Origin of the sequence: Bacillus sp. Xin1 (assembly GCF_013314535.1) — a bacterium.
Lineage (GTDB): Bacteria > Bacillota > Bacilli > Bacillales > Bacillaceae_G > Bacillus_A.
On record NZ_JABUAE010000010.1, the window covers coordinates 54,237 to 77,730 of the forward strand.

Consider the following 23,494-nt stretch of genomic DNA (forward strand, 5'->3'; position numbering starts at 1 on the left):
CTCCAATAGTAAGTTTTTTCTTGAATATATTTTTTAGTTAAATAAAAAGATATACACCCAAGGGAGTAATATCCTTCATAATGAAAAAGGAAACATAAACCTGCATTCGATGCAAAGTTATGCTTCCTTTTATAAATCACATTTTTAGTCAAACTATATTAAAATTTTCTAAGTTATACTTAGTGAATATCATGCTTCTTGAAATTACCGCCCTTTACTTCTGCTACGTCATATACCGTAATAAAGGCACTTTCATCAATCTCATGAATGATTTCTTTCATTTTACTTTCTTCTAAACGGTTAATCACACAAGTGATTTCTTTAAATTTCTCTCTTGAATAACCACCGTACACTTCATTATATGTTGCACTTCGACCTAAACGCTCTCGAATGGTCTCTACCATTAATTCAGGCTCTTTTGTAATAATTTTAAATGTTTTAGAACCACTTAAACCTACTTCAACGATATGAATGACTTTAGAAGCAATAAAGTAAGCAATTGCAGAAAGAATAGCCCCTTGTAGACCAAATACTGTTGAAACAACAATAAAAACAAACATGTTTAAAAATAAGATGAGATCACTTGTCCCAAAAGGTAATTTTCGCGAAAGTAATACAGCTAACATATCGATTCCATCTAATGCGCCACCGTTACGCAATGCTAGTCCCATACCAAAACCGATGATAATACCACCAACAACGGTAATTAACAATGTATCACCGTGAATAATAGTCGGTACGTCATGCATAAGAACAGTGCCGATTGCTAGTGAAGCAATACCAATAATTGAGTAAATAGCAAAGTTTCTACCAATTTGCTTATATCCTAACCAAACAAAAGGAATATTAAAGATTGCAATTAGAACTCCTAATGGTAATCCAAATAATTTTGAACTAACAATGCTTAAACCTGTCACACCACCATCTGACACGTTATTTGGAATTAATACTGCTTCTAGTCCATACGCTGTTATAAATGCTCCAATAATAATTGCTAACACTTTTAAAACGACTTTTAGTTTATTAGGCCTACGTTTTTTAATTGTATTCATCTCATTCCTCGTTTCAAACTATTTTCTCTCTTTATTCCTAATAATTATTTTAACATATTCTTATTTTAAGTAGAAACCTTCACAATCTCTTCTAATTGAGAGGGATTTTCTTTCTATTCCGTAGATGTTAAATCACTCTTGCTTTTCTTGAGACTTTTTCACCTCGACACCATCTATAGGTAACATCACCTTCATTTCTGTTGACTTTGTTAATCCTTCCGTAGTATTTGCAATTGAATTCATGTTATCAGAAAGATAAAGTGAAAATTTAATTAGTGGGTTTTTCTTCATCCCCACTGATTATTAGCCCTCACCAATTGGGCTTTTGTGTGATAAAAAACATGTTATTTATTTTTAGAATTGACATGATATTATATTAAATTTATACTGTCAGTAACATATCACTGTTAACAACAGTATACTATTACTAACAGTAATAATTTTAATGTTATGATGACAAAAAATATTTTTTACATTTAATTCAGGAGGTTAGATATTGTATGAAACATACAGGAAGACATACAGGTGCATTTCTTTTGCTGTTTTTAACAGAAGGACCTAGCTATGGAGGGAAACTTCTACAGAAATGTGAAGAAGAGCTTCCCGTCAATCCAATTGACAGTGCCATCATATACCGTACCCTAAAAAAATTAGAAAAAGAAGGTGCTGTTGAATCTTATTTGGACACATCTGATCAAGATACGCCGAGAAAGATGTACAACATTACTACAATGGGGAAAAAACAATTAGAAGAGTTTCAAATAGATATTGAAGAAAAAATTAAAAACTTATCATTTTTCTTAGACAAATATAAAGACTGGAAAGAGTCTAATCATGATTAATGGCGCTCTCCTTTACTCTTTAGCCATTATTCTTATCAGTATTTCTTTTGTAAAGGATCGGAATAAAACAAAAGACGCTCTATTAAAGTCATGGAAAATGTTTCGTAATCTTATACCTTCCATGCTATCAATTATGCTTTTCGTTGGACTATCACTATCAATGTTAACGCCTTCCTTCATTTCTTCTATAATTGGTGGGAAATCTGGATTCATCGGTATTGTTTATTCAGCAATAATTGGTTCTGTTGCACTCGTTCCAAGCTTTGTTGTGTTCCCTCTTGGAAATACATTAGTCCAAAATGGTGCGGGCCTCCCTCAAGTTGCAGCATTAATGTCTACGTTGATGTCCGTAGGAATCACAACTTTACCGATGGAACAAAAGATATTTGGGCGAAGTTTTGCTTATTCTCGTAATGCCTCCGCATTGTTAATGTCTCTCATATTCTCATATATTATTTGGTTGGTGATGGTATGAATGAATTAAGAAGGTATCGTTTCGTTTTCATTTTACTACTCGGGCTCATTATATTGACTTTTATAAACCAATCGTTGGGATGGAACGCATTTCAATTAACAGGAAAAAGCATTTTAGATATGCTGTTTCTACTTCCTCCTGTCTTAATATTCGTAGGATTACTGGACCAATGGGTAAAGAAAGAAATATTAATTAAATATATGGGAGAAAAATCCGGTATCTATGGAATCTTATTTTCTCTATTATTAGGAGGAATTGCAGCCGGTCCCCTCTACGTCGCATTTCCGATTGCAGCACTTTTATTAAAAAAAGGGGCAAGTATTAGGTACATCGTATTTTTCTTAGGCGTTTGGACAACTGCAAAATTACCGATCATAGTGTATGAATTCTCTTCGTTTGGAGCTACATTTACACTCATTCATATTTGCTTCGGTCTATTATTTTTCTATTTAATGGGCATCATTTTTGAGAAATTTTATGACCAACGACAATTGTTACAGTATGATGTAACGAAAGAAATTTAGATTTAAATCAATAAGTCTTTAAACCCTTCCATCCTAGGTTCTTTTATACCTGTAACCTTTAAAGATACGACGATACATCTTTTTGCAAACAGTATAACTTTCTTTAGAACGGCACGAATTTATTTCAAAGCTACAAATACTCTTCCTTATATTTCTCGAGAACTATAACTTTTCCACAAATAAAAAGAACCATAACCTTGCCGAAACGGCAAAGTTATGGTTCATATCACACAAAATAAAAAAACCACCAAATATGTATTGGTGGAGACGGTGGGAGTCGAACCCACGTCCAAAGATATTGGCACTTAAGCTTCTACGAGTGTAGTCGATATATTGGCATTTCGCAAACTCTTCAGCCTATCGACAGGCTTCCAAGTTGCTAGTCTGATTGTTCTCTTCCTTTGCCCTCAGACGGCGAACTCCGGCGTAGTCCACTTAGTTTGAGTCCCTTACCCTACCACATGGACGATGGAGGGAGGAACCGCTAAGCTGTATTAAGCAGCTAAAGCGAAGTTGTTTTGTTGTTTGCCAGTTATTGGCTTTGACGTTTTAACGAGGCCGATCCCCTCGACTCGCAACTTAAGCTCAAACTACCCCTGTCGAATCCGTAACGTCCCCATATAAGAAATGGAGCATACGAAGTATATTCGTGATAGCTACTTAATGAGCTGTTTTTCAATGTTCACTGGCCTTACATGAATCATTATATCATACGTTCGACATTTTACAAATGTAAATTTCTGTATTACATCTTTTGACGATCACGGAATGCGCGAGCAATTTCACGTTTTGCTTCTTTCTCTTTTAAATCATGGCGCTTATCATATTGTTTCTTACCTCGAGCTAATCCAAGTGCCATTTTCGCAAATCCATTTTTCAAATAGATTTTAACCGGAACAAGTGTATAGCCTGTTTCTTTTGAATAACCGATCAGTTTTTGAATTTCCTTCTTATGAAGAAGCAATTTTCTTGTGCGAAGCGGATCATGATTGAAACGGTTCCCTTGCTCATACGGACTAATGTGCATATTATGTACCCAAACTTCACCATTATGTACACGAGCGAAAGCATCCTTTAAGTTAACGCGCCCAGCGCGAATAGACTTAATTTCCGTTCCTTGAAGGACAAGCCCTGCTTCGTATGTTTCGTCGATGAAATAATCATGAAATGCTTTTTTATTTTGTGCAATAACCTTACCACTACCTTTTGGCATCATCTGTCCCTCCTCTATTTGTACTATTTTAACAAAAGTTATTAAAAAGTGGAAGTGGCTTCACTTATATACTAAGCGAAGCCACCCCCTCTCTTACTTACGCTTTTTCTTTTTCTTCTTAAAACCTGGAACATTTTCAAAGAATGGCTTTTTCTTTTTACCATTGCCATCTTTTTGTCCTGGACGACCGGATGCTCCTTTTCCGCGACCGCCACGCTCGTTATTACGTTCGCCACGACCACCTCGTTCTTGCTTACGGCCGTTACCACGTTCCTCACCAGGTCCGCTCCGTCTCTTTCTACCACCTTTTGGCTGTTCAATCACAACTGGACGATCTTTAAACTTACGTCTTGGCGTGCCTTTCATACCGACGATTTCAAAATCAATCGCACGCTCATCTTTGTTTACGTTAATAACGCGAATTGTAATTTCATCACCGATGCGGAAGACGTTACCTGTACGCTCACCAATCATCGCAAAATGCTGTTCATCATAACGATAGTAGTCATCTGTTAAATAACTAACGTGAACAAGACCTTCAATTGTATTCGGAAGCTCTACGAATAAACCGAAGTTAGTTACAGAGCTAATCATACCATCGTACTCTTCACCGATCTTATCAAGCATATACTCAGCTTTTTTCAGTTCATCTGTTTCACGTTCTGCTTCAACAGCGCGGCGTTCCATATTAGAAGAATGCTCTGCAATCTCCGGTAACTTTTCACGCCATTTTGCTTGTGTTTCGTTATCAATTTTACCGTTAATGATATATTCACGAATTAATCGATGAACAATTGTATCTGGGTAACGGCGAATTGGTGATGTGAAGTGTGTATAGAACTCTGTTGATAAACCGAAATGACCTAAGCTATCTGCATCGTAACGAGCTTGTTTCATCGAACGAAGCATAACTGTTGAAATCACGACTTCTTCAGGTTGTCCTTGTACCATTTCAAGAATTTGTTGTAGAGCACGAGGATGTACTTCATTCGCACGCCCTTTTACTGCATAGCCAAAGTTTGTGACAAACTCGAAGAAACGTTCTAATTTATCTTCTTTCGGATCTTCATGGACACGGTACATAAACGGTACGTTCATCCAATGGAAATGCTCTGCTACTGTTTCATTCGCAACAAGCATGAACTCTTCAATTAGTTTTTCTGATACAGAACGATCACGCATGACAACATCCGTTGGTTTACCTTCTTCATCTACTAATACTTTTGCTTCTTTGAAGTCAAAGTCAATCGCACCGCGTCTCATGCGTTTTTCACGTAAGATTTGTGCTAACTGCCCCATTTCTTTGAACATTGGTACTAACGTTTCATAACGCTCAATTAACGCTTCGTCTTCATCTTCTAAAATACTTCTTACATCAGCATACGTCATACGTTCTGTTGTTTTAATAACACTTTGGAAGATTTCATGGCTAACAACGTCACCAAGATTGTTAATTTCCATTTCACAAGAAAGTGTAAGACGATCCACTTTCGGATTTAGTGAACAAATTCCGTTTGATAAACGATGCGGAATCATTGGAATTACACGGTCAACAAGATATACACTCGTTGCTCTCTCCGCTGCTTCCACATCAATTGGAGATCCTTCATGGACATAATGGCTTACATCCGCGATATGAACGCCAAGTTTATAATTACCGTTCTCAAGTTTTGTTACTGTAACCGCATCATCTAAATCTTTTGCATCTGCACCGTCAATTGTAACGATCATTTGATCGCGTAAATCACGGCGATCTTTTAAATCTTCTTCTGAAATCGTTTCTGGTACACTGTTAGCATGTTCCATCACATCTTCTGGGAATGCTAATGGCAAATGATGTTTATGAATAACAGATAAGATATCTACCCCTGGGTCATTTTTATGACCCAGAATTTGAATCACTTCACCTTCCGCACTTAAACGCTCCTGCGGATAGCTTGTAATTTTCACAACAACTTTATGCCCTTCTACTGCACCCATAGATGCACTTTTCGGAATAAAAATGTCACTTGTCCAGCGCTTATTATCTGGAAGTACAAATCCAAAATTTTTCGACTCTGTATATGTACCAACTAACTCCTTCGTACCACGTTCTACAATACGAATGATTGTCCCTTCTTGGCGTGACCCACTAGATTGCGAACTAATACGTGCTAGTACTGTATCACCATGAAGTGCACCATTTAGTTCTGTAGGTGGAATAAAAATATCGTCATCCCCTGTCTTCTTCTCTTCTGGGACAACAAAAGCAAACCCACGCGCATGACCAATTAACTTACCGCGCACTAAATTCATCTTTTCTGGAAGACCGTAGCGATTGCTGCGAGTTCGAACAACAAGCCCTTTCTCTTCCATCATAACTAGTGCCTTTACAAAGTCTTTAAAGCCAACGGAATCTACAATACCAAATGCCTCTTCTAATTCTTGTATCGTTAACGGCTTATACGCTTCTTCTTTCATAAATAACAATAACTTATCAATATGTTCTTGAATAATCTCTTCCAAGCAAAAATACCTCCTTTAAACCCTCATATTATTTAGTGTATCCGAAATACACACTATGTATAAAGTGAAACTTCTATAAACACTCGTTTTTCACCATTTATTCTGCTACTTATGTACAGTAAAATTCTTATCTTAAAAGTTTATTTCTATATAAATACATTTTGATTTAACGGCATCTAAGTCACGGCTTTGAAAACTAAAGAAGACCTCCTCTTGTTTCCTCCTTCTGTTCTCACATGGCATGGGGATAAAATAGGTACTGACCGCTTCTATCCACGGGCGGATCCTCTCTTCCACCCCAAAAAGAAAGGTTTTATATCTCTATTTTAATTTATATATTATTTTTTAAGCACCTAAGTCACGGCCTCGAAAACTAAAGAAGACCTCCTCTTGTTTCCTCCTTCTGTTCTCACATGGCATGGGGATAAAATAGGTACTGACCGCTTCTATCCACGGGTGGATCCTCTCTTCCACCCTAAAAAGAATGGTTTTTTTAATGCTTTTAATACCCCATGAAAAAAAGAGGCAACTAGATCTTACCAATCTAGTTGCTCCAAGAAGTTATATACATCTTCGTGTAGCTCATCACGCTGTTTATCAAGCGTAATGACATGTGTAGAGTCTTCATACCACTTTATGTCTTTTAAAGTGGATTCTACCCCGTTATAGATAATGTTTGCACTGTCTGTATTAATCATTTCATCATGGCGTGCTTGTACAACAAATGTTGGAGCATAAATCATATCAACATTGTTGCGTACGTCACGAATTAAGTCTTGCAGTGCTTTCAATGTATTCATAGGCGTCTTTTTAAATTCCATCATTTCTTCTGCAATTTGTTCTGGTGATTTTTGCTCACGTTTTTTATATTCACGTGCATATGCCAATATACCTTGGTACATAATTTCTTCGCTCTTAATGTACATTGGCGCGCACATTGGAACAACACCTAAAATCGGTAATGTATAAGAAAGTTTTAATGAGAATACACCGCCAAGTGATAGTCCAACAGCGGCGATTTTCTCATATCCTTGATCTTTCAAATGTTGATAAGCAGCCATAACATCTTTCCACCAATCTTCAGGACCTGTATGAACAAGCTGCTCTGGTGGTACACCATGGCCTTTATAAATTGGAGCGTGGCAAGTATAGCCTTTTTTCTCTAAGAAACGTCCAAGCATACGTACATCAGCTGAATTCCCCGTGAATCCATGCAGTAATAAAACAGCACGGTCTCCACCTTCAAATGTAAATGGTTTCGGAGATGCTAATTTCATCATCTTCTTCTCCTCTTTCTCTTCTGTAATCTAGTCGTATTGTTTCTACACTTAGTTTACCATAGTTCCATTTCCATAATCTAATTAGAAACTTTTTTCGAATAATGAAATACAAATGAGCACAAAAAAAGAAGAACCTTTAGCACGAATCCGCTAACGCTTCTTCTTTTTCCATATCTTTTAAAAGCAAAGCCTTTACTATAAATTCAAGTACGTAACACCAATTGTTAGTGCGAAAAATAGTACAGCTAAAACCACAGTAATACGGCTTAATACAGCTTCAATTCCGCGTGCTTTTTGCTTACCAAATAATTGTTCTGCACCACCTGAAATAGCACCTGAAAGGCCTGAGCTATTGCTAGACTGCATAAGTACTAAAACAATCATTAAAATCGATACAATAATAAGTAAAACTGATAATAACGTATGCACCTGGCGTACCTCCTACATAGATTCAGTTAGTTTAAATGTTAGCATAAATTCTATAGAAAAGCGAGAGCTGTTCCTATCGCTCTCGCTTTCATCTATTACATAAACATCGTTGCAAATAACGGTCCAAGCAAACAAGTTAAAATCGCTGTTAATGTCATTGTTACCGATCCAATAACACCTTCATGTTCATTATTTTTCATGGCTCTCATTACTCCCATAATATGAGATGCACATCCAAAACCGATTCCTTTACCAACAGAGTTTGTAACGCGGCTCCATTTTAATAGAATTGGACCTGTAATTGTCCCCGTAATCCCAGCTACAACAACGAACGCTGCTGTTAATGATGGAACACCGCCAACTTGCTCTGATACACTCATTGCAACTGGCATTGTTACTGATTTTGGTAAAGAAGATAAAATTAAACTTTTATCTGTTCCCATAAGCGACGCAATAACGAAGTCACTTGCAATCGCCACTGTTGTTCCGACTAGTACACCACCAGCAATTGGTACAACATACTTTTGCAATACGTGACGCTGTTTATAAAGTGGAATGGCAAATGCTACAACACCTGGTCCAAGCAGTTTGGAAATCCAGCCACCACCACTTTGCATGTACTGTTGATATGGTATATCCAGCACAAGTAATAAAACAATCATTAATGCTGTTGCTACAAGCATTGGAATGGTAAATGGTGTTGGTAATACTTTATAAATCTTTTTAGATAATTGATATAATAACAATGTAAGAATAACCCAACCAATTCCGATTAATATTTGGCTCATCGCGTTTCTTTTTCCTTTCTATTCGCAAGATATTGCCCTGTATGTCCTGCGACAATAATAATTAAAAATGTACTCGCTACAACAGTAATGAAAAGAGAAATTCCTTTACTCATAAAAAAAGCACCGTAATTCATTAAACCAATCGTTGGTGGAATCAATAAAAACGGCATAATAGCAACGAGTGTTTCTGCTCCTAAATCAAACCATTTCACAGGAAGAACCTTAAGGCTTAGTAAAACAAGTAGTAGAAACATCCCAATCAAACTTCCTGGAATTGGAATATCCAACATTTCTTGCACCCATGTTCCTATCATGTAAAACACGTAAAGAGCTGCAACTTGGACAATAATCTTTGTAAACTTCATGTTCATCATCCCTCATGTTTATACGATCTTCGCTTTATATCTTTATCATAGTATAAATTGTAAAAACCTGCAATTTACCAACTTGACAACAAAAATGACATATGTTATACGCTTACACCCTTGATATGACTGTATTTTCGAGCGAAATTTACGTCAAAAACATTGACCTAAAACGAAAAGTTTATATTTTCTGAATTTTTATGTTATTATTTCAATAAAATAAATATTCCGTCAGAAATATGCCAAGCTTACTACTTGCGAATAGAATCCATTGAAATGGATTCTATTCGCTCTGAAATGACATATATTTACTCATACCCTCCAAAATACTTTCAACTGCACAGCATGTATTGTCTATATAGATAGGCAATACATGTCTATAAAACGTCATTCCCATTTTATTAAAAGCTACGGGTGGTGAATATATGACCAAAAAGGTTTTGATTTTTGCTGATCCTGGTATCGATGATACAATCGCTCTCATACTCGCATACTTTGCAGATGAAATCGAAATCGTTGGCATTATTGCAGATTATGGAAATGTCCCCAAAAAAATGGCGGTGGAAAATACCTTATTCCTTCAAGATAAAGTAGGAGATGCGAATATTAAAATATTCGGTGGTGCTGCAAGACCTCTTACTAGTGGGAATCCTGATTTCTTCACAGATGTGCATGGCATACATGGATTAGGTCCTATTGTACCGGAGGAATCTCTTACAAATGAACAAATAGAGAATTTTCTTGAAGTTATCAATTTGATTAATAACTATAAAGATGAATTAATTATTGTTAGTATAGGACGTTTGACTTCACTTGCACTTCTAATTATTTCGTACGGAAGCTTGATGAAACAAATTAAATCTTATTACATAATGGGTGGTGCCTTTTTACATCCCGGAAATGTAACACCTGTATCTGAAGCAAACTTTTATGGTGATCCTGTCGCTGCCAATATTGTATTACAATCCATTCCTAACATGTCTATATACCCACTGAATGTTACACAATACTCTATCGTTACACCTGAAATGGCTGAATATATTGATGCAAAAGGAAAAGCACCTCTCATCAAACCTCTATTCGATCACTACTATTATGGGTATTATCAAAAAGCATTGCCACAATTAAAAGGTTGTCCTTTTCATGACACGATGCCTATTATGGCACTCCTTAATGATTCAATGTTTACCTATTATGAATCACCAGTTTACGTTATGAATGAACAATTCGCTCGTGGACAAAGTGTTGCCGATTTCCGTTCATTGTCCAATTCCAAACCTTTCACCAATAGGCCTAAACAGCGAATTGCAATTGACTTTGATTACAACCAGTTCTTTAAACACTTTATGACGATTATGACTGATGAACAATTTTAATAAAAAACAGGCCGTGATTTCTCACGGCCTGTCATTATTTTCTACAATTATTTTTTTAAGTTGTAGAAAGATTTTAAACCATCGTAAACAGCGATTTCGCCTAGTTCGTCTTCGATGCGTAATAATTGGTTGTACTTAGCAATACGGTCAGTACGGCTCATAGAACCAGTTTTGATTTGGCCAGCGTTAGTTGCAACTGCGATGTCAGCGATTGTAGCATCTTCAGTTTCACCAGAACGGTGAGATACAACTGCTGTGTAACCAGCACGTTTAGCCATTTCGATTGCTTCGAAAGTCTCAGTTAAAGTACCGATTTGGTTAACTTTAATTAAGATTGAGTTAGAGATACCTTTTTCGATACCTTCAGCAAGTTTTTGAGTGTTAGTTACGAATAAGTCGTCACCAACTAATTGAACTTTGCTGCCAATACGCTCAGTTAATAATTTGTGACCATCCCAGTCGTTTTCGTCTAAACCATCTTCGATAGAGATGATTGGGAAGTCTTTGCAAAGCTCTTCGTAGAAATCAACCATTTCTGCAGAAGTTAAGCCAGTACGGCCTTCGCCTGCAAGGTCATATTTACCAGTTTCTTTATTGTAGAACTCAGAAGAAGCAACGTCCATTCCTAAGAATACGTTCTCGCCAGCTTTGTAACCAGCTTTTTCGATTGCTTCGATGATTACTTCTAATGCTTCACGGTTAGAACCAAGATTTGGAGCGAATCCACCTTCGTCACCTACTGCAGTGTTAAGACCTTTTTCGTGTAATACAGCTTTTAATGCATGGAATACTTCAGCACCCATACGGATTGATTCTTTGAATGTTGGAGCACCAACTGGTAAGATCATGAACTCTTGGAAGTCCACGTTGTTATCAGCGTGAGAACCACCGTTGATGATGTTCATCATTGGAGTTGGTAATTGTTTTGCATTGAATCCACCAAGGTAACGGTATAATGGAAGACCTACGAAGTCAGCTGCTGCGTGAGCTACTGCCATAGATACACCAAGGATAGCGTTAGCGCCTAATTTACCTTTGTTTGGAGTACCATCTAATTCGATCATAGCGTTGTCGATACCAGCTTGGTCAGTTACGTCGAAACCAACGATTTCTGGAGCGATAATTTCGTTAACGTTGTTTACTGCGTTAACAACACCTTTACCAAGGTAACGAGATTTGTCACCGTCACGTAATTCTACTGCTTCGTGCTCACCAGTAGATGCACCACTTGGTACGATAGCGCGTCCGAATGCGCCGCTTTCTGTGTAAACTTCTACTTCTACAGTTGGGTTACCACGAGAATCAAGGACTTCGCGAGCATAAACATCAATAATTGTTGACATAATATTTTCTCTCCTTTTATATATACAATTTAATTATTTAATAATTGTTTTACCTGTCATTTCTTTCGGTTGTTCAACACCAAGAAGTGTAAGCATTGTTGGAGCGATATCTCCTAAGATGCCACCTTCACGTAATTCAACATCATTTTTCGTAACGATGAAAGGAACCGGGTTCGTTGTATGAGCTGTCATTGGTTGTCCGTCAGAAGTTAGCTCCTGGTCAGCATTACCATGGTCAGCAGTAATAAGTGCTACACCATCTTTTGCAAGAATCGCTTCTACAACTTTTCCTAAACATTCGTCAGTTGCTTCTACTGCTTTAATTGTTGGTTCCATCATCCCAGAATGGCCAACCATATCACAGTTTGCAAAGTTAAGAATGATCACGTCATGTTTATCATTTTCGATTTCATTTACTAAAGCGTCGGTTACTTCGTAAATGCTCATTTCAGGTTTCAAGTCATACGTTGCAACCTTCGGTGAGTTAATTAAGATACGCTCTTCTCCTGGGAATTCAGCCTCACGACCACCGCTAAAGAAGAATGTAACGTGCGGATACTTTTCAGTTTCCGCGATGCGAAGTTGCTTTAATCCCGCTTGCGCAACAACTTCACCTAATGTGTTATCAAGGTTCATTGGCTTGAATGCCACGTAACCATCTACAGTTTCACTAAAGTGTGTCATACAAACGAATTCTGGAATGCGAGGTACTTTTTCACCACGATCGAACTCACGGAAGTCTTCGTTTGTAAATACACGTGCAATTTGAATTGCGCGGTCTGGACGGAAGTTATAGAAGATAACTGCATCATCATCATTGATTGTTGCAACTGGCGTTTCATCTTCATTCACAATTACAGATGGCAATACGAATTCATCATAGATACCATTTGCATAAGAATCCTCTACGCATTCATGTGCTGATTTATAAGTAGGTCCTTCGCCATTCACCATAGCACGGTAACATTTTTCTACGCGATCCCAACGCTTGTCACGGTCCATGGAGTAATAACGACCGGAGATAGTCGCGAATTGTCCTACTCCTGTTTCTTTAATTACTTCATTTGTTGCATCGATATAACCTTTTGCTGTTTGTGGTCCAACATCGCGGCCATCTAAGAATGCATGGATGTATACTTTCTCCACGCCTTCTTTTGCAGCTAAGCGAAGAAGAGCAAACATGTGGTTCATGTGACTGTGCACACCACCATCAGAAAGTAAACCGAATAAATGAAGAGCAGTACCTTTTTCTTTTACGCTTTTAATTGCATTTTGGAAAGTTTCGTTCTTATCGAACTCACCTTCACGAATTGCAACGTTCACACGTGTTAAGCTTTGATATACTACGCGGCCAGCACCGATATTTAAGTGACCAACCTCAGAGTTACCCATTTGACCTTCTGGAAGACCTACTGCCTCACCACATGCTGTAAGCGTTGTGTGAGGGAACTTGTTCCAGTAACCGTCGAAATTAGGTTTCTTAGCTTGTGCTACAGCATTCCCGTAAGTTTCTTCACGTAGTCCGAAACCATCAAGAATGATTAAAGCTGTTGGCTTTCTCATTTTACCGCCCCCAGAAGACCTAAGAAGGAAGCAGGCTCTAAGCTAGCACCGCCAACTAAAGCGCCGTCGATGTCAGATTGTGCCATGTATTCTTTAATGTTTTCTGGTTTTACGCTACCGCCGTATTGAATACGAACAGCTTCTGCAGCTGCTGGAGAAACAGCTTCTGCAACAACTTTACGGATATGCGCACATACTTCGTTTGCATCTGCAGAAGAAGAAGATTTACCTGTACCGATTGCCCAGATTGGCTCATAAGCGATAACAGTTTCTTTAACTTGCTCTTCTGTTAAACCTGCAAGTGCTTTTGTCACTTGACCTGCTACTAGATCAAATGTTTTTCCGCTTTCGCGCTCTTCTAAAGTCTCACCACAGCAAACGATTGGTGTTAAACCATGTTCAAATGCTGCAAGAGTCTTTTTGTTTACTGTTTCGTCTGTTTCAGCAAACATTTCACGACGCTCAGAGTGGCCAAGTACTACGTAGCTCACTTTTAAGTCGCTAAGTGCTACTGGGCTAATTTCGCCAGTAAATGCACCATTTTTTTCGAAGTGCATGTTTTGTGCACCTACTTTTAAGTCAGTTCCTTCAGTTGCCGCTACTAAGCGCTCTAAGAAAAGAGCTGGAGAGCAAACTACTGCATCAACAGCTGAAGCTGCTGGGATTTGACCTTTTACTTCCTCTACGAAGCTAACTGCTTCAGATAGAGTTTTATTCATTTTCCAGTTACCTGCGATAATTGGTTTACGCATGCTTTGCACCGTCCTTTTTCTTTGGCTGCTACTTATTTGTCGTTAAGACAAACTACACCTGGAAGTTCTTTACCTTCCATGAATTCTAATGACGCACCGCCGCCAGTAGAAATGTGGCTCATTTTATCAGCCATACCGAATTTTTCAACAGCTGCTGCAGAGTCACCGCCGCCGATAACAGAGTATGTACCTTCTGCATCTGCTAATGCTTGTCCTACTGCTTTTGTACCTTCTGCAAATGGAGTCATTTCAAACACACCCATTGGTCCGTTCCATACAACAAGCTTAGAATTTTTAATTACATCAGCATAAATTTCACGTGTCTTTGGTCCGATATCTACGCCTTCCCAAGTTTCAGGAATTGCATCAATACTTACAACTTTTGTTGTTGCAGTTTCAGAGAATTCTTCTGTGATTACAACATCAACTGGCATGTAGAAGTTTACGCCTTTTTCTTTCGCAAGTTCCATAAACTCTTTTGCTAAGTCAATTTTGTCATTTTCACATAGAGATTGTCCGATTTCATGTCCTAATGCTTTAACGAATGTGTAAGCAAGGCCACCACCAATGATTAGATTATCAACTTTGTCAAGTAGATGACGAATTACACCGATTTTATCTTTTACTTTCGCGCCACCGATGATTGCTGTAAATGGGCGTTCTGGGTTAGAAAGTGCTTTACCTAATACTTCTAACTCTTTTTCCATTAAGAAACCAGATACTGCTGGTAGGTAGTCTGCGATACCTGCTGTAGAAGCATGAGCACGGTGAGCTGCACCGAATGCATCGTTAACAAAAAGATCAGCAAGAGCTGCAAATTCTTTTGCTAGTTCTGCATCGTTCTTTTCTTCGCCCGCATAGAAACGTACGTTTTCAAGAACTAATACGTCGCCTTCGTTCATTGCTGTAACCATTTCTTGTACAGCTGGTCCGAATGCTTCGTCTGCTTTTTTCACATCTTTACCGAGAAGCTCACCTAAACGTGCAGCTACTGGAGTAAGACGCATTTCTTCTACTACTTGGCCTTTTGGACGACCTAAGTGACTAGCTAAAATAACTTTCGCACCTTGCTCTACTAAATATTGAATTGTAGGAAGAGCTGCACGAATACGAGTCTCGTCTGTTACTTTGCCATCTTTCATAGGTACGTTGAAGTCAACGCGGCAAAATACTCTTTTACCTTTTAAATCTACGTCACGAATTGATTTTTTGTTCATTGGATTTCCCTCCGACTAGTTAGGATTGACAAAACCCATTCAAAAGCTTATCACATTTGCTTCTAAAACGAAAGAAGAGAGAGGGAACAAACCCTCTCCCTCGTTTTGTCATTGATAACTTATAAACTTAAGAATTAAAGACCTTTAGCAGTCATGTATGCAGCTAAGTCTACTACACGGTTAGAGTAACCAGTTTCGTTATCGTACCAAGAAAGTACTTTAACCATGTTACCTTCCATTACCATTGTAGATAATGCATCGATTGTAGAAGAAGCTGTGCATCCGTTATAGTCGATAGATACTAATGGCTCTTCGCTGTATCCAAGGATATCTTTTAATTCGCCTTCAGCAGCTGCTTTGAATGCTGCGTTTACTTCTTCAACTGTTACTTCTTTATCAAGTTCAACAACTAAGTCAACAAGAGAAACGTTAGCAGTTGGAACACGTACTGCGCCACCGTTTAATTTACCTTTAAGTTCTGGTAATACTAATGCTACAGCTTTAGCAGCACCAGTAGATGTTGGGATCATGTTTTCAGCTGCTGCACGAGCACGACGTAAATCTTTGTGTGGTAAGTCTAAGATTTGTTGGTCGTTAGTGTAAGAGTGAATTGTTGTCATCATTCCGCGTTTTACGCCGAATTTTTCGTTTAATACTTTAGCGAATGGAGCTAAGCAGTTTGTAGTACAAGAAGCGTTAGATACTACGTTGTGGTTAGCTGCATCATATTCTTCGTGGTTAACACCCATAACTACAGTGATGTCTTCGTCAGAAGCTGGTGCAGAGATGATAACTTTCTTAACTGATCCACCTAAGTGTTTTTCAGCGTCTGCTTTTTTAGTGAAACGTCCAGTAGATTCTACTACGATTTCTACTCCGTAGTCGCTCCATGGTAATTGAGCTGGGTCACGCTCAGCGATAACTTTAATTTCTTTACCGTTAACAACGATGCTGTTTTCGTTAGCAGATACTTCTGCATTTAAAGTTCCGTGAACTGTGTCATATTTTAAAAGGTGAGCTAATGTTTTAGCATCTGTTAAGTCGTTGATTGCTACTACTTCTACCTCAGAGTTGTTAAGAGCTGCGCGGAATACGTTACGTCCGATACGTCCAAATCCATTAATACCAATTTTAGTCATTTGAATTTCCTCCTTGGGGGATTATATTAAAGGGTAATACCCTTTGTTAATTGTTTTGCTGCACCTTCATCTGTAATTAGAATCGAAGTGTGCCCTTGTTTAATTACAGCCTGTATTGCTTTTGCTTTTGAAGAACCTCCAGCGACTGCAACAACGTTAGATACATTTTGTAAATCTCTTAGTTGCATGCCAACCGTTTGTACTTTATGAACGACATTACCTTGTTCATTGAAGTAATAACCGAAAGCTTCGCCGACTGCTTCACTTGCTTTAATTTTCATCCAATCTGCTTCTGAAGTATTTCTGCGACGTGCCATTGTTAACGCATCGCCTATTCCATGAATGACGATATTGGAAGATCGAATCAACTCAAGAACTTCTTTCACGGAAGGCTCAGTCACAATGGACGCATATGCTTCGCTACTAACATGGTCTGGAACATACAATAAGCGGTAATTGCTCATCGTATTCTGTGCCATTTTCGCACAAATGGTATTGGCTTCTAATTCGACGCCTTCTCCAATTCCACCACGCGCTGGGACAAATAGCATATGTAAATCTTTGCAATCTAGTTGCATCATGTCCGCAACGGCAGCTAGCGTTGTTCCTCCAGCCACAGCAACGATATTATTCGCTGTCAGACGGTCTTTTATACAAGTTACACAAGCACGGCCCATCTCCAATTTGACCCAAGGTGATTCATCACTATCACCAGGGACAACGAAAACTTCATCCAAGTCTAATGTTTCCTTAAGCTGTTTTTCTAAAACCTTTAACCCGGAAATTTCTTTCATAAAGTCTTCCAAAGCAAGAACCACAGTTGTTCCTTCTTCTGTTAAAGTCATTCCAGAAGAGGCGACGTGAACTAAGTTTTGTTCTTTCAAAACTTGCACTTCACTTCGCAATACTCGTTCTGTCATACCAAGACTTGCAGATAAGTTTCTTCTTCCAATCGGCTGCATAAGACGAATGTGCTGAAGAATTTGCATTCTTGTTTGCATAACAGGTAGCAGATCAGGTAATAATTTTTTTGTATTTTGAATCCATGAGCGCATATCTTTTCTCCTCACTGCATCGGTTCATTTTCCCCTGTGGTCATTTTATGTCCCGTAGTGACATTTTGTGTCCCACTAGGTTTAAAAAAATAATCCCTGCTACGTGTATTATTGTAACAGGAGATAGAAACTTATTCAACTCTTAACTACATTCTTTATATAGTTTATTATGACATCTTTGTGAATGACACCGCACAATGCCTGTTTTCCGTCAATTTCCACAACAGGAATCATAATTTGATACTTTTCTAAAAGCTCATCATCTTCATATATATCTATTTCCTCAATTTCAAAGGAATATTCATGTTGCACTTCTTTCAAAAGCTGTTTTGCTTTTTCGCAAAGACCACAGTCTGTTTTCGTATATAAAACAACTTTCATCTTCTTCACCTATCCAATTGTTTTTCTTAAAGAAGAAGCAGGAATGTTCATTTGCTCTCGATATTTCGCAACCGTTCTTCGTGAAATAACGATTTCATGCTCTTCTTCTAACAATTTCGAAATTTTTTGATCTGAAAGTGGTTTTTTCTTATTTTCTTGCTCTACAAGCGTTTGAATTAATTGTTTGACACGCTTTGTAGAAACCGCCTCATCTTCTGTTGTAACCACTGCGTTACTAAAGAATGACTTCATTTCAAACAAACCATGTGGCGTCTGCACATATTTATTACGTGTAGCACGACTAATAGTAGATTCATGTACGCCGAGTTCCTCTGCTACCTCTTTTAAAGAAAGTGGCTTTAAATACTCAGGACCTTTCCAAAAGAAATCACGTTGTTTCTTCATTATAATTTCCATTACTTGCAGAAGTGTTTGTTTTCGTTGCTTTAAGCTGCGCATAATCCATTGTACATGCTGATACTTCTCAGATACATAGGTAGCCACTTCACTCTCACTATTATGAAGAAGCGCACTATACTCCGAATGAATTTCAATTCTCGGCATGTTACGTTCATTCATTTGCAACACAAGCCGATCATCGCCTTCTTTTTTCACAGCCATATCAGGAACAATATAATGCGGCTTCTCAGAAGAAAACGCAAGCCCTGGTTTTGGCTGAAGCGATGTAATACAATCAACAGCTGACTGTAATTCCTCATTACTACATTTCATAAGATGGGCAAGCTTTCGCCAATCTTTCTTAACAAAATACGGAAAATATTCATCCACGATCATTTCTGAGAATACATCCCTCTTTTGTAAGCGCTTCAATTGAAGTGAAAGACACTCCTGAATATTACGCGCTCCCACCCCTGCTGGCTCTAACGACTGAACGAGCTCCATAGAGCGTTCTACTACATCAATAGGTGCGGTTAGTAACTCTGCTAATTCTTCATTCGTTTCTTGTAAATAACCATTTCCATCCATGTTCATAATGATGAAAGAAGCTGTTTTTCGCTGTTCTTCATCTATTTTATAATACTGTAATTGATCTAATAAATGTTGCTGAATCGACGTAGAATCTACACTGTAAATCTCCATTTGGTTATCGACTTGTTTGCTTGTACTTTTACTTTTGCTTGAACTCTTTTTCTTTTCCCGCTCAAAGCCATTTAACTCAATAAGGGGATTCTCCATCGATTGCTCATACAAAAACTCCGATAATTCCTGCACATTATATTGGAGCATTGTAATCGCTTGTCTTAATTCTTGTGTCATGGCCAAACGTAAGCTTTGTTCTTGTAAAAGACTTGCCTTCAATCTAATCTCCCCCTTGTTTCTATTGTACAATAAGTTTGGTAAAAGGAGAATCCTGCGCAGATACCCATTCCAAAATATTATTAATTTATATGTATTAATGACGTTTACATCTTACAACTGCAAATTGAATAATATTGAAAGAAAATAATAAAAAGTATGTAAATACGGATAAAAAGACATGAACCCTTTCTTTTTTGAATGGAATAGATGATCCAATCATGCATAGTGGCGGTCAGGGTCCTATTTCGCCCCATGCCTCGTTAAAACAGAAAGATATAACGAGTGAAGATTTTTTTGTTTCCACGGCCGTGAGTTAGGTGATGGGAAGTCGAAATAAATTGACGAAATGACCTAAAACCTTTCTTTTTTGGGTGGAAGAGAGGATCCGATCATGCATAGCAGCGGTCAGGGTCCTATTTCGCCCCATGCCTCGTTAAAACAGAAAGATATAACGAGCGAAGATTTTTTTTGTTTTCATAGAAGTGACGTATACGTTTGAAAATCAAAATAACTAAACAGAAATTTTATTACCTAATACCAATACTAACTCTTATAAGTAGATATAACAAGATAGAATCGCTTGTGACGAGATAATCATTGTGTATATTGTCGAACAGTCGATATGGTGTGCCGAATCACCGATATATCTTGATAAGCGCTCAATAAAAAAAGTCCTAACTTACAAATGTAAGTTAGGACTTTTTGACGCGCCCAGAGGGATTCGAACCCCCGGCAGACGTGGTACCGGAAACCACCGCTCTATCCAACTGAGCTATGGGCGCATGAATAATATACTGGTAATTATATCTCCTTATGTCAATGTACGCAACTACTATTACGCAAAAAAGCTCCCTCCCATTTCTTCAAAAAACGTCACAAACCTAAATTTGGAAATCATATTTTCACCCCTATTCACAAATCATAACCTTTGAATTCATATTCCATAAGGAGGCTTCATTCGATGACTGTAATTACAAAATTAAAACAAACTGTCGCTGGATTAAAAAGTGCACAAGCAAGCTTAGAGGGGTTCGCTCTTGATACGGACAACCAACAAGCAAAACAACTTTTCCAAACAGCTGCGCAGCAAACACAATCCGTTATTGATACTTTAAATCCACGTGTTGAAGAAGTTCAGCAAGAAGAGCCTCAATACGGACAACAATAAATGAAAGTGCCGTTTTATCTTATGGTACACACTTTTTGAGAAACAGAAAAAGGATGATGCTATATCATCCTTTTTCACTCAAATTACATAAAGCAATAGAAATGGAAGGATTGCAATGCGAAAATTTAGCACAATTGCCGTGTTATTTATACTCTTACTAGGCTTAACAACAGGATGTACTCATTCTTTAGATAAAGAAGTACAACAAGAAACTCATAAGAAAACAAAGAAAAAAGAAGAACCGCAGTTAACGAAGGTAAGTATGGAAGAATCTTTTAATCAATCTATATCACATGACGCGAAAAAAAGGGTACTTGCCATGGAAGAAATACTAGAAGCTAGAGCTGCTAACTCTAACACAGATCTTTATGTAGCTGTTAAACCTGAGCATCATGAACGGTTTCAGTTAAAACCATTAAAGTCAAAAATCAAAAAGAAATTAAAAAAAGAGAACCCTACTTTCAATGTCTATGTCAGTACGGATCAAAAGATTTTCATCCTATTAGATAAACTGGAAAACAAAATTAAGAAAAAAGAAGCCGATAAAGAATACATTAAAAAGAAATTAAAGACAGTTCATGCAGAAATGAACTCTGATACTTAATTGTACGTTCTTTAAAGGAAAAGGAAGGATTCACATGCCAAGTAAAGATAAAGACTTAACACCAGTACAACAAGAATATAAAAAATTTGAGCAACAACGCGAACCGAAAAGGCCCGTTTTAAAAAATTGCATAAAAGCTTTTTTTGTAGGTGGTTTTATTTGTTTAATCGGTCAACTCATCTCAACCTTTTATATTACCTATTTTGATTTTAGTGAAAGGTCGGCCGGAAACCCCACTGTAGCAACACTGATTTTTATTTCTATGCTGCTTACGGGATTTGGCGTATATGACCGTCTCGCACAATTTGGAGGTGCTGGTACCGCTGTACCTGTTACCGGATTTGGAAATTCTGTTATATCCGCTTGTATTGAACATAAGACAGAAGGCTTTGTCCTTGGAGTAGGTGGCAACATGTTTAAATTAGCGGGATCCGTGATTTTATTTGGTGTATTCGCTGCTTTTGTTATCGGTCTTATTAAAACCATTCTCATCCAATTGGGAGGACTGTAAATGTTACAAGGACACCGAACATGGGTATTTGAAAATAAGCCGGTTATCATCTCAACAGGAGTTATCGGTGGACCATTCGAAGCAAAAGGAAAAATCCCCGAAGACTTTGATGCCCTTCATGAAGATTTATGGCTTGGGCAAGATTCTTATGAAAAAGCACATAAAGTGTTATTTGAAGAAGCTTGCAGTCGCGCCACGGAAAAAGCAAAGCTTCGAAAAGAAGATATTCAGTTCATTTTAGCAGGTGATCTTATCAACCAAATTACGCCCTCTAGCTTTGCTTGCCGTACGCTCGGTGCTCCCTATATTGGATTATTTGGCGCTTGTTCTACTTCTATGGAAGGGCTTGCCCTCGGTGCAAGTATTGTAAATGCAAAAGGAGCAAAATATTTATTAACAGGAGCATCCAGTCACAATACCGCTGTTGAAAAACAATTTCGCTATCCTACTGAATATGGCGGGCAAAAACCACCTACTGCTCAATGGACCGTCACCGGAGCTGGTGCCGCTCTTTTGAGCGATCAAGGAGAAGGGCCACGTGTTACATCAGCGACAATTGGTCGAGTTGTCGATATGGGTTTAACCGACCCCTTTAACATGGGAGGTGCGATGGCTCCTGCTGCCGTCGATACAATCGAAGCTCATTTACGCGAAAGACAAATTGATGCATCCTACTATGACTTAATCGTTACAGGCGATCTCGGTCATGTCGGACGGGAAATTGCTTATGATTTACTGCATAAGCACGGAACAAAAGTAACAAGCGAACAGTTTCAAGATTGCGGATTACTCATTTATAGAGAAGGTCAGCCCGTAATAGCAGGAGCGAGTGGTCCAGGTTGTTCAGCGACCGTCGTATACGGACATTTATTGAACAGAATGAAAAAAGGGGAATTCAATCGAATACTTGTCGTGGCTACCGGCGCTTTACTATCCCCTCTTACCTTCCAACAAGACGAGTCTATTCCGTGTATCGCTCATGCCGTATCGATTGAATTTGGAGGTGCAAGGCAATGATTTTTTTCTGGGCTTTTGTCGTCGGTGGACTCATCTGCGTAATCGGGCAACTTATGTTTGACGTCGGTAAGCTCACACCCGCTCACACAATGTCAACGCTCGTTGTTGCTGGTGCAATACTAGATGGATTTGGTCTATACGAGCCTTTAATTGATTTTGCAGGTGCTGGAGCAACGGTTCCGATTACAAGTTTCGGAAATGCCCTTGTTCATGGAGCCATGGCTGAAGCAGCAAAACATGGTATTGTCGGGGTTATAACCGGAATGTTTAAAGTAACAAGTGCTGGTATATCTGCAGCTATTATCTTCGGATTTATCGGAGCATTATTATTTAAACCAAAAGGATAAGAGGTGTTTGCATGACGGTTGTTGCTAGTGTAAAAACATGTCTCGCTAGTTTAAAAAGTGCACAAGCAGGTTTAAGCACACTTTCACAAAACGCTGCTGAAGAAGAAGCAAAACGAGTCTTCCATGAATGTATGATGGAAATGGACAGTGTAATCGCTGACCTTAACAGTAGAATTTCCGTATTAGAACGAGAAGAACCACAATATAAAGGATTTTAGCTGAACAGGA

At 38.2% G+C, this 23,494-nt stretch carries 26 protein-coding genes, 1 tRNA gene and 1 other RNA gene; 10 read left to right on the forward strand and 18 right to left on the reverse strand.

What is annotated here, in order from left to right; all coding sequences use genetic code 11:
* Positions 1 to 179: 179 nt before the first annotated feature.
* Together HRG09_RS11815 and HRG09_RS11820 are read right to left on the reverse strand one after the other, a co-directional pair.
* A complete protein-coding gene (locus tag HRG09_RS11815) occupies positions 180 to 1,052 on the reverse strand; it encodes a YitT family protein (protein ID WP_174100990.1) in 873 nt (290 codons plus the stop codon).
* 132 nt (positions 1,053 to 1,184) lie between these two features.
* Positions 1,185 to 1,349, reverse strand: coding sequence for a hypothetical protein (locus tag HRG09_RS11820; protein WP_174100991.1), 165 nt, complete (start codon positions 1,347 to 1,349; stop codon positions 1,185 to 1,187).
* A gap of 203 nt (positions 1,350 to 1,552) precedes the next feature.
* On the opposite strand from HRG09_RS11820, the gene HRG09_RS11825 reads away from it, so the two are divergent.
* Genes HRG09_RS11825 through HRG09_RS11835 form a run of 3 tightly spaced genes read left to right on the forward strand, consistent with a single transcriptional unit; the run spans position 1,553 to position 2,893 of the window.
* Entirely contained in the window at positions 1,553 to 1,894 is a 342-nt protein-coding gene (locus tag HRG09_RS11825) for a PadR family transcriptional regulator (RefSeq protein WP_174100992.1), read from the forward strand.
* Entirely contained in the window at positions 1,887 to 2,369 is a 483-nt protein-coding gene (locus tag HRG09_RS11830) for a hypothetical protein (protein ID WP_174100993.1), read from the forward strand. The genes HRG09_RS11825 and HRG09_RS11830 overlap by 8 nt, the downstream gene beginning before the upstream one ends.
* The gene (locus HRG09_RS11835) at positions 2,366 to 2,893 is read left to right on the forward strand and encodes a permease (RefSeq protein WP_174100994.1); all 528 of its coding nucleotides are present in this window, start codon (positions 2,366 to 2,368) and stop codon (positions 2,891 to 2,893) included. The genes HRG09_RS11830 and HRG09_RS11835 overlap by 4 nt, the downstream gene beginning before the upstream one ends.
* A gap of 259 nt (positions 2,894 to 3,152) precedes the next feature.
* On the opposite strand, the gene ssrA is transcribed toward HRG09_RS11835, so the two are convergent.
* The 7 genes from ssrA to HRG09_RS11870 form a co-directional block, all read right to left on the reverse strand.
* Positions 3,153 to 3,511, reverse strand: a transfer-messenger RNA (tmRNA) gene (ssrA, locus tag HRG09_RS11840).
* 127 nt (positions 3,512 to 3,638) lie between these two features.
* On the reverse strand, positions 3,639 to 4,106 hold the full coding sequence (smpB, locus tag HRG09_RS11845; RefSeq protein WP_017153345.1) for an SsrA-binding protein: 468 nt from the start codon (positions 4,104 to 4,106) through the stop codon (positions 3,639 to 3,641).
* Between the two features lie 93 nt (positions 4,107 to 4,199).
* On the reverse strand, positions 4,200 to 6,611 hold the full coding sequence (gene rnr / locus HRG09_RS11850; RefSeq protein ID WP_174100995.1) for a ribonuclease R: 2,412 nt from the start codon (positions 6,609 to 6,611) through the stop codon (positions 4,200 to 4,202).
* A 536-nt stretch (positions 6,612 to 7,147) separates the two neighbouring features.
* Positions 7,148 to 7,888: an alpha/beta hydrolase gene (locus tag HRG09_RS11855; RefSeq protein ID WP_174100996.1), complete on the reverse strand. Its 741-nt coding sequence runs from the start codon at positions 7,886 to 7,888 to the stop codon at positions 7,148 to 7,150.
* A gap of 198 nt (positions 7,889 to 8,086) precedes the next feature.
* Entirely contained in the window at positions 8,087 to 8,320 is a 234-nt protein-coding gene (gene secG, locus HRG09_RS11860; protein WP_017153348.1) for a preprotein translocase subunit SecG, read from the reverse strand.
* A 95-nt stretch (positions 8,321 to 8,415) separates the two neighbouring features.
* Complete coding sequence (locus HRG09_RS11865) at positions 8,416 to 9,108, reverse strand: LrgB family protein (protein ID WP_174100997.1); 693 nt, start codon at positions 9,106 to 9,108, stop codon at positions 8,416 to 8,418.
* A complete protein-coding gene (locus tag HRG09_RS11870; protein ID WP_174100998.1) occupies positions 9,105 to 9,473 on the reverse strand; it encodes a CidA/LrgA family holin-like protein in 369 nt (122 codons plus the stop codon). The genes HRG09_RS11865 and HRG09_RS11870 overlap by 4 nt, the downstream gene beginning before the upstream one ends.
* A gap of 425 nt (positions 9,474 to 9,898) precedes the next feature.
* Here HRG09_RS11870 and HRG09_RS11875 point away from each other — a divergent pair, with 425 nt between their 5' ends.
* The gene (locus tag HRG09_RS11875; RefSeq protein ID WP_174100999.1) at positions 9,899 to 10,849 is read left to right on the forward strand and encodes a nucleoside hydrolase; all 951 of its coding nucleotides are present in this window, start codon (positions 9,899 to 9,901) and stop codon (positions 10,847 to 10,849) included.
* A 47-nt stretch (positions 10,850 to 10,896) separates the two neighbouring features.
* Here the strand turns inward: HRG09_RS11875 and eno are convergent, their stop codons facing one another.
* The 9 genes from eno to HRG09_RS11920 form a co-directional block, all read right to left on the reverse strand.
* Positions 10,897 to 12,192, reverse strand: a complete 1,296-nt coding sequence (gene eno, locus HRG09_RS11880; protein WP_174101000.1) for a phosphopyruvate hydratase — start codon at positions 12,190 to 12,192, stop codon at positions 10,897 to 10,899.
* Between the two features lie 33 nt (positions 12,193 to 12,225).
* Entirely contained in the window at positions 12,226 to 13,755 is a 1,530-nt protein-coding gene (gene gpmI / locus HRG09_RS11885) for a 2,3-bisphosphoglycerate-independent phosphoglycerate mutase (RefSeq protein ID WP_174101001.1), read from the reverse strand.
* Positions 13,752 to 14,507, reverse strand: coding sequence for a triose-phosphate isomerase (gene tpiA, locus HRG09_RS11890; protein ID WP_174101002.1), 756 nt, complete (start codon positions 14,505 to 14,507; stop codon positions 13,752 to 13,754). Before tpiA ends, gpmI begins: the two co-directional genes overlap by 4 nt.
* Positions 14,508 to 14,539: 32 nt before the next feature.
* Complete coding sequence (locus HRG09_RS11895) at positions 14,540 to 15,724, reverse strand: phosphoglycerate kinase (protein ID WP_174101003.1); 1,185 nt, start codon at positions 15,722 to 15,724, stop codon at positions 14,540 to 14,542.
* Positions 15,725 to 15,858: 134 nt separating this feature from the next.
* Positions 15,859 to 16,863 (reverse strand): type I glyceraldehyde-3-phosphate dehydrogenase, encoded by a 1,005-nt coding sequence (gap, locus tag HRG09_RS11900; protein WP_174101004.1) that lies wholly within the window; start codon positions 16,861 to 16,863, stop codon positions 15,859 to 15,861.
* 26 nt (positions 16,864 to 16,889) lie between these two features.
* The gene (cggR, locus tag HRG09_RS11905) at positions 16,890 to 17,918 is read right to left on the reverse strand and encodes a gapA transcriptional regulator CggR (RefSeq protein ID WP_174101005.1); all 1,029 of its coding nucleotides are present in this window, start codon (positions 17,916 to 17,918) and stop codon (positions 16,890 to 16,892) included.
* A gap of 135 nt (positions 17,919 to 18,053) precedes the next feature.
* A complete protein-coding gene (locus HRG09_RS11910; RefSeq protein ID WP_174101006.1) occupies positions 18,054 to 18,299 on the reverse strand; it encodes a glutaredoxin family protein in 246 nt (81 codons plus the stop codon).
* Positions 18,300 to 18,308: 9 nt separating this feature from the next.
* On the reverse strand, positions 18,309 to 19,619 hold the full coding sequence (gene rpoN, locus HRG09_RS11915) for an RNA polymerase factor sigma-54 (RefSeq protein ID WP_174101007.1): 1,311 nt from the start codon (positions 19,617 to 19,619) through the stop codon (positions 18,309 to 18,311).
* Positions 19,620 to 20,325: 706 nt separating this feature from the next.
* Positions 20,326 to 20,401, reverse strand: a tRNA-Arg gene (locus tag HRG09_RS11920).
* Positions 20,402 to 20,580: 179 nt separating this feature from the next.
* Between HRG09_RS11920 and HRG09_RS11925 the strand changes: the two genes are divergently transcribed.
* The 6 genes from HRG09_RS11925 (at position 20,581) to HRG09_RS11950 (ending at position 23,484) form a co-directional block, all read left to right on the forward strand.
* Complete coding sequence (locus HRG09_RS11925) at positions 20,581 to 20,787, forward strand: DUF1657 domain-containing protein (protein ID WP_174101008.1); 207 nt, start codon at positions 20,581 to 20,583, stop codon at positions 20,785 to 20,787.
* Between the two features lie 115 nt (positions 20,788 to 20,902).
* The gene (locus tag HRG09_RS11930) at positions 20,903 to 21,391 is read left to right on the forward strand and encodes a YhcN/YlaJ family sporulation lipoprotein (protein WP_174101009.1); all 489 of its coding nucleotides are present in this window, start codon (positions 20,903 to 20,905) and stop codon (positions 21,389 to 21,391) included.
* Positions 21,392 to 21,425: 34 nt separating this feature from the next.
* Positions 21,426 to 21,902: a stage V sporulation protein AC gene (gene spoVAC / locus HRG09_RS11935; protein ID WP_174101010.1), complete on the forward strand. Its 477-nt coding sequence runs from the start codon at positions 21,426 to 21,428 to the stop codon at positions 21,900 to 21,902.
* Entirely contained in the window at positions 21,903 to 22,919 is a 1,017-nt protein-coding gene (spoVAD, locus tag HRG09_RS11940) for a stage V sporulation protein AD (protein ID WP_174101011.1), read from the forward strand. It abuts the gene before it with no gap.
* The gene (spoVAE, locus tag HRG09_RS11945; protein WP_098610244.1) at positions 22,916 to 23,266 is read left to right on the forward strand and encodes a stage V sporulation protein AE; all 351 of its coding nucleotides are present in this window, start codon (positions 22,916 to 22,918) and stop codon (positions 23,264 to 23,266) included. Before spoVAD ends, spoVAE begins: the two co-directional genes overlap by 4 nt.
* A gap of 11 nt (positions 23,267 to 23,277) precedes the next feature.
* Positions 23,278 to 23,484 (forward strand): DUF1657 domain-containing protein, encoded by a 207-nt coding sequence (locus HRG09_RS11950; protein ID WP_174101012.1) that lies wholly within the window; start codon positions 23,278 to 23,280, stop codon positions 23,482 to 23,484.
* Positions 23,485 to 23,494 lie beyond the last annotated feature (10 nt).

Coding starts and splice junctions, on each gene's coding strand:
- HRG09_RS11815 (WP_174100990.1), bottom strand. CDS start 1,052: ATGAATACAATTAAAAAACGTAGGCCTAATAAACTAAAAGTCGTTTTA.
- HRG09_RS11825 (WP_174100992.1), top strand. CDS start 1,553: ATGAAACATACAGGAAGACATACAGGTGCATTTCTTTTGCTGTTTTTA.
- HRG09_RS11830 (WP_174100993.1), top strand. CDS start 1,887: ATGATTAATGGCGCTCTCCTTTACTCTTTAGCCATTATTCTTATCAGT.
- HRG09_RS11835 (WP_174100994.1), top strand. CDS start 2,366: ATGAATGAATTAAGAAGGTATCGTTTCGTTTTCATTTTACTACTCGGG.
- smpB (WP_017153345.1), bottom strand. CDS start 4,106: ATGCCAAAAGGTAGTGGTAAGGTTATTGCACAAAATAAAAAAGCATTT.
- HRG09_RS11855 (WP_174100996.1), bottom strand. CDS start 7,888: ATGAAATTAGCATCTCCGAAACCATTTACATTTGAAGGTGGAGACCGT.
- HRG09_RS11865 (WP_174100997.1), bottom strand. CDS start 9,108: ATGAGCCAAATATTAATCGGAATTGGTTGGGTTATTCTTACATTGTTA.
- HRG09_RS11870 (WP_174100998.1), bottom strand. CDS start 9,473: ATGAAGTTTACAAAGATTATTGTCCAAGTTGCAGCTCTTTACGTGTTT.
- HRG09_RS11875 (WP_174100999.1), top strand. CDS start 9,899: ATGACCAAAAAGGTTTTGATTTTTGCTGATCCTGGTATCGATGATACA.
- eno (WP_174101000.1), bottom strand. CDS start 12,192: ATGTCAACAATTATTGATGTTTATGCTCGCGAAGTCCTTGATTCTCGT.
- gpmI (WP_174101001.1), bottom strand. CDS start 13,755: ATGAGAAAGCCAACAGCTTTAATCATTCTTGATGGTTTCGGACTACGT.
- tpiA (WP_174101002.1), bottom strand. CDS start 14,507: ATGCGTAAACCAATTATCGCAGGTAACTGGAAAATGAATAAAACTCTA.
- HRG09_RS11895 (WP_174101003.1), bottom strand. CDS start 15,724: ATGAACAAAAAATCAATTCGTGACGTAGATTTAAAAGGTAAAAGAGTA.
- gap (WP_174101004.1), bottom strand. CDS start 16,863: ATGACTAAAATTGGTATTAATGGATTTGGACGTATCGGACGTAACGTA.
- cggR (WP_174101005.1), bottom strand. CDS start 17,918: ATGCGCTCATGGATTCAAAATACAAAAAAATTATTACCTGATCTGCTA.
- HRG09_RS11910 (WP_174101006.1), bottom strand. CDS start 18,299: ATGAAAGTTGTTTTATATACGAAAACAGACTGTGGTCTTTGCGAAAAA.
- HRG09_RS11925 (WP_174101008.1), top strand. CDS start 20,581: ATGACTGTAATTACAAAATTAAAACAAACTGTCGCTGGATTAAAAAGT.
- HRG09_RS11930 (WP_174101009.1), top strand. CDS start 20,903: ATGCGAAAATTTAGCACAATTGCCGTGTTATTTATACTCTTACTAGGC.
- spoVAC (WP_174101010.1), top strand. CDS start 21,426: ATGCCAAGTAAAGATAAAGACTTAACACCAGTACAACAAGAATATAAA.
- spoVAD (WP_174101011.1), top strand. CDS start 21,903: ATGTTACAAGGACACCGAACATGGGTATTTGAAAATAAGCCGGTTATC.
- spoVAE (WP_098610244.1), top strand. CDS start 22,916: ATGATTTTTTTCTGGGCTTTTGTCGTCGGTGGACTCATCTGCGTAATC.
- HRG09_RS11950 (WP_174101012.1), top strand. CDS start 23,278: ATGACGGTTGTTGCTAGTGTAAAAACATGTCTCGCTAGTTTAAAAAGT.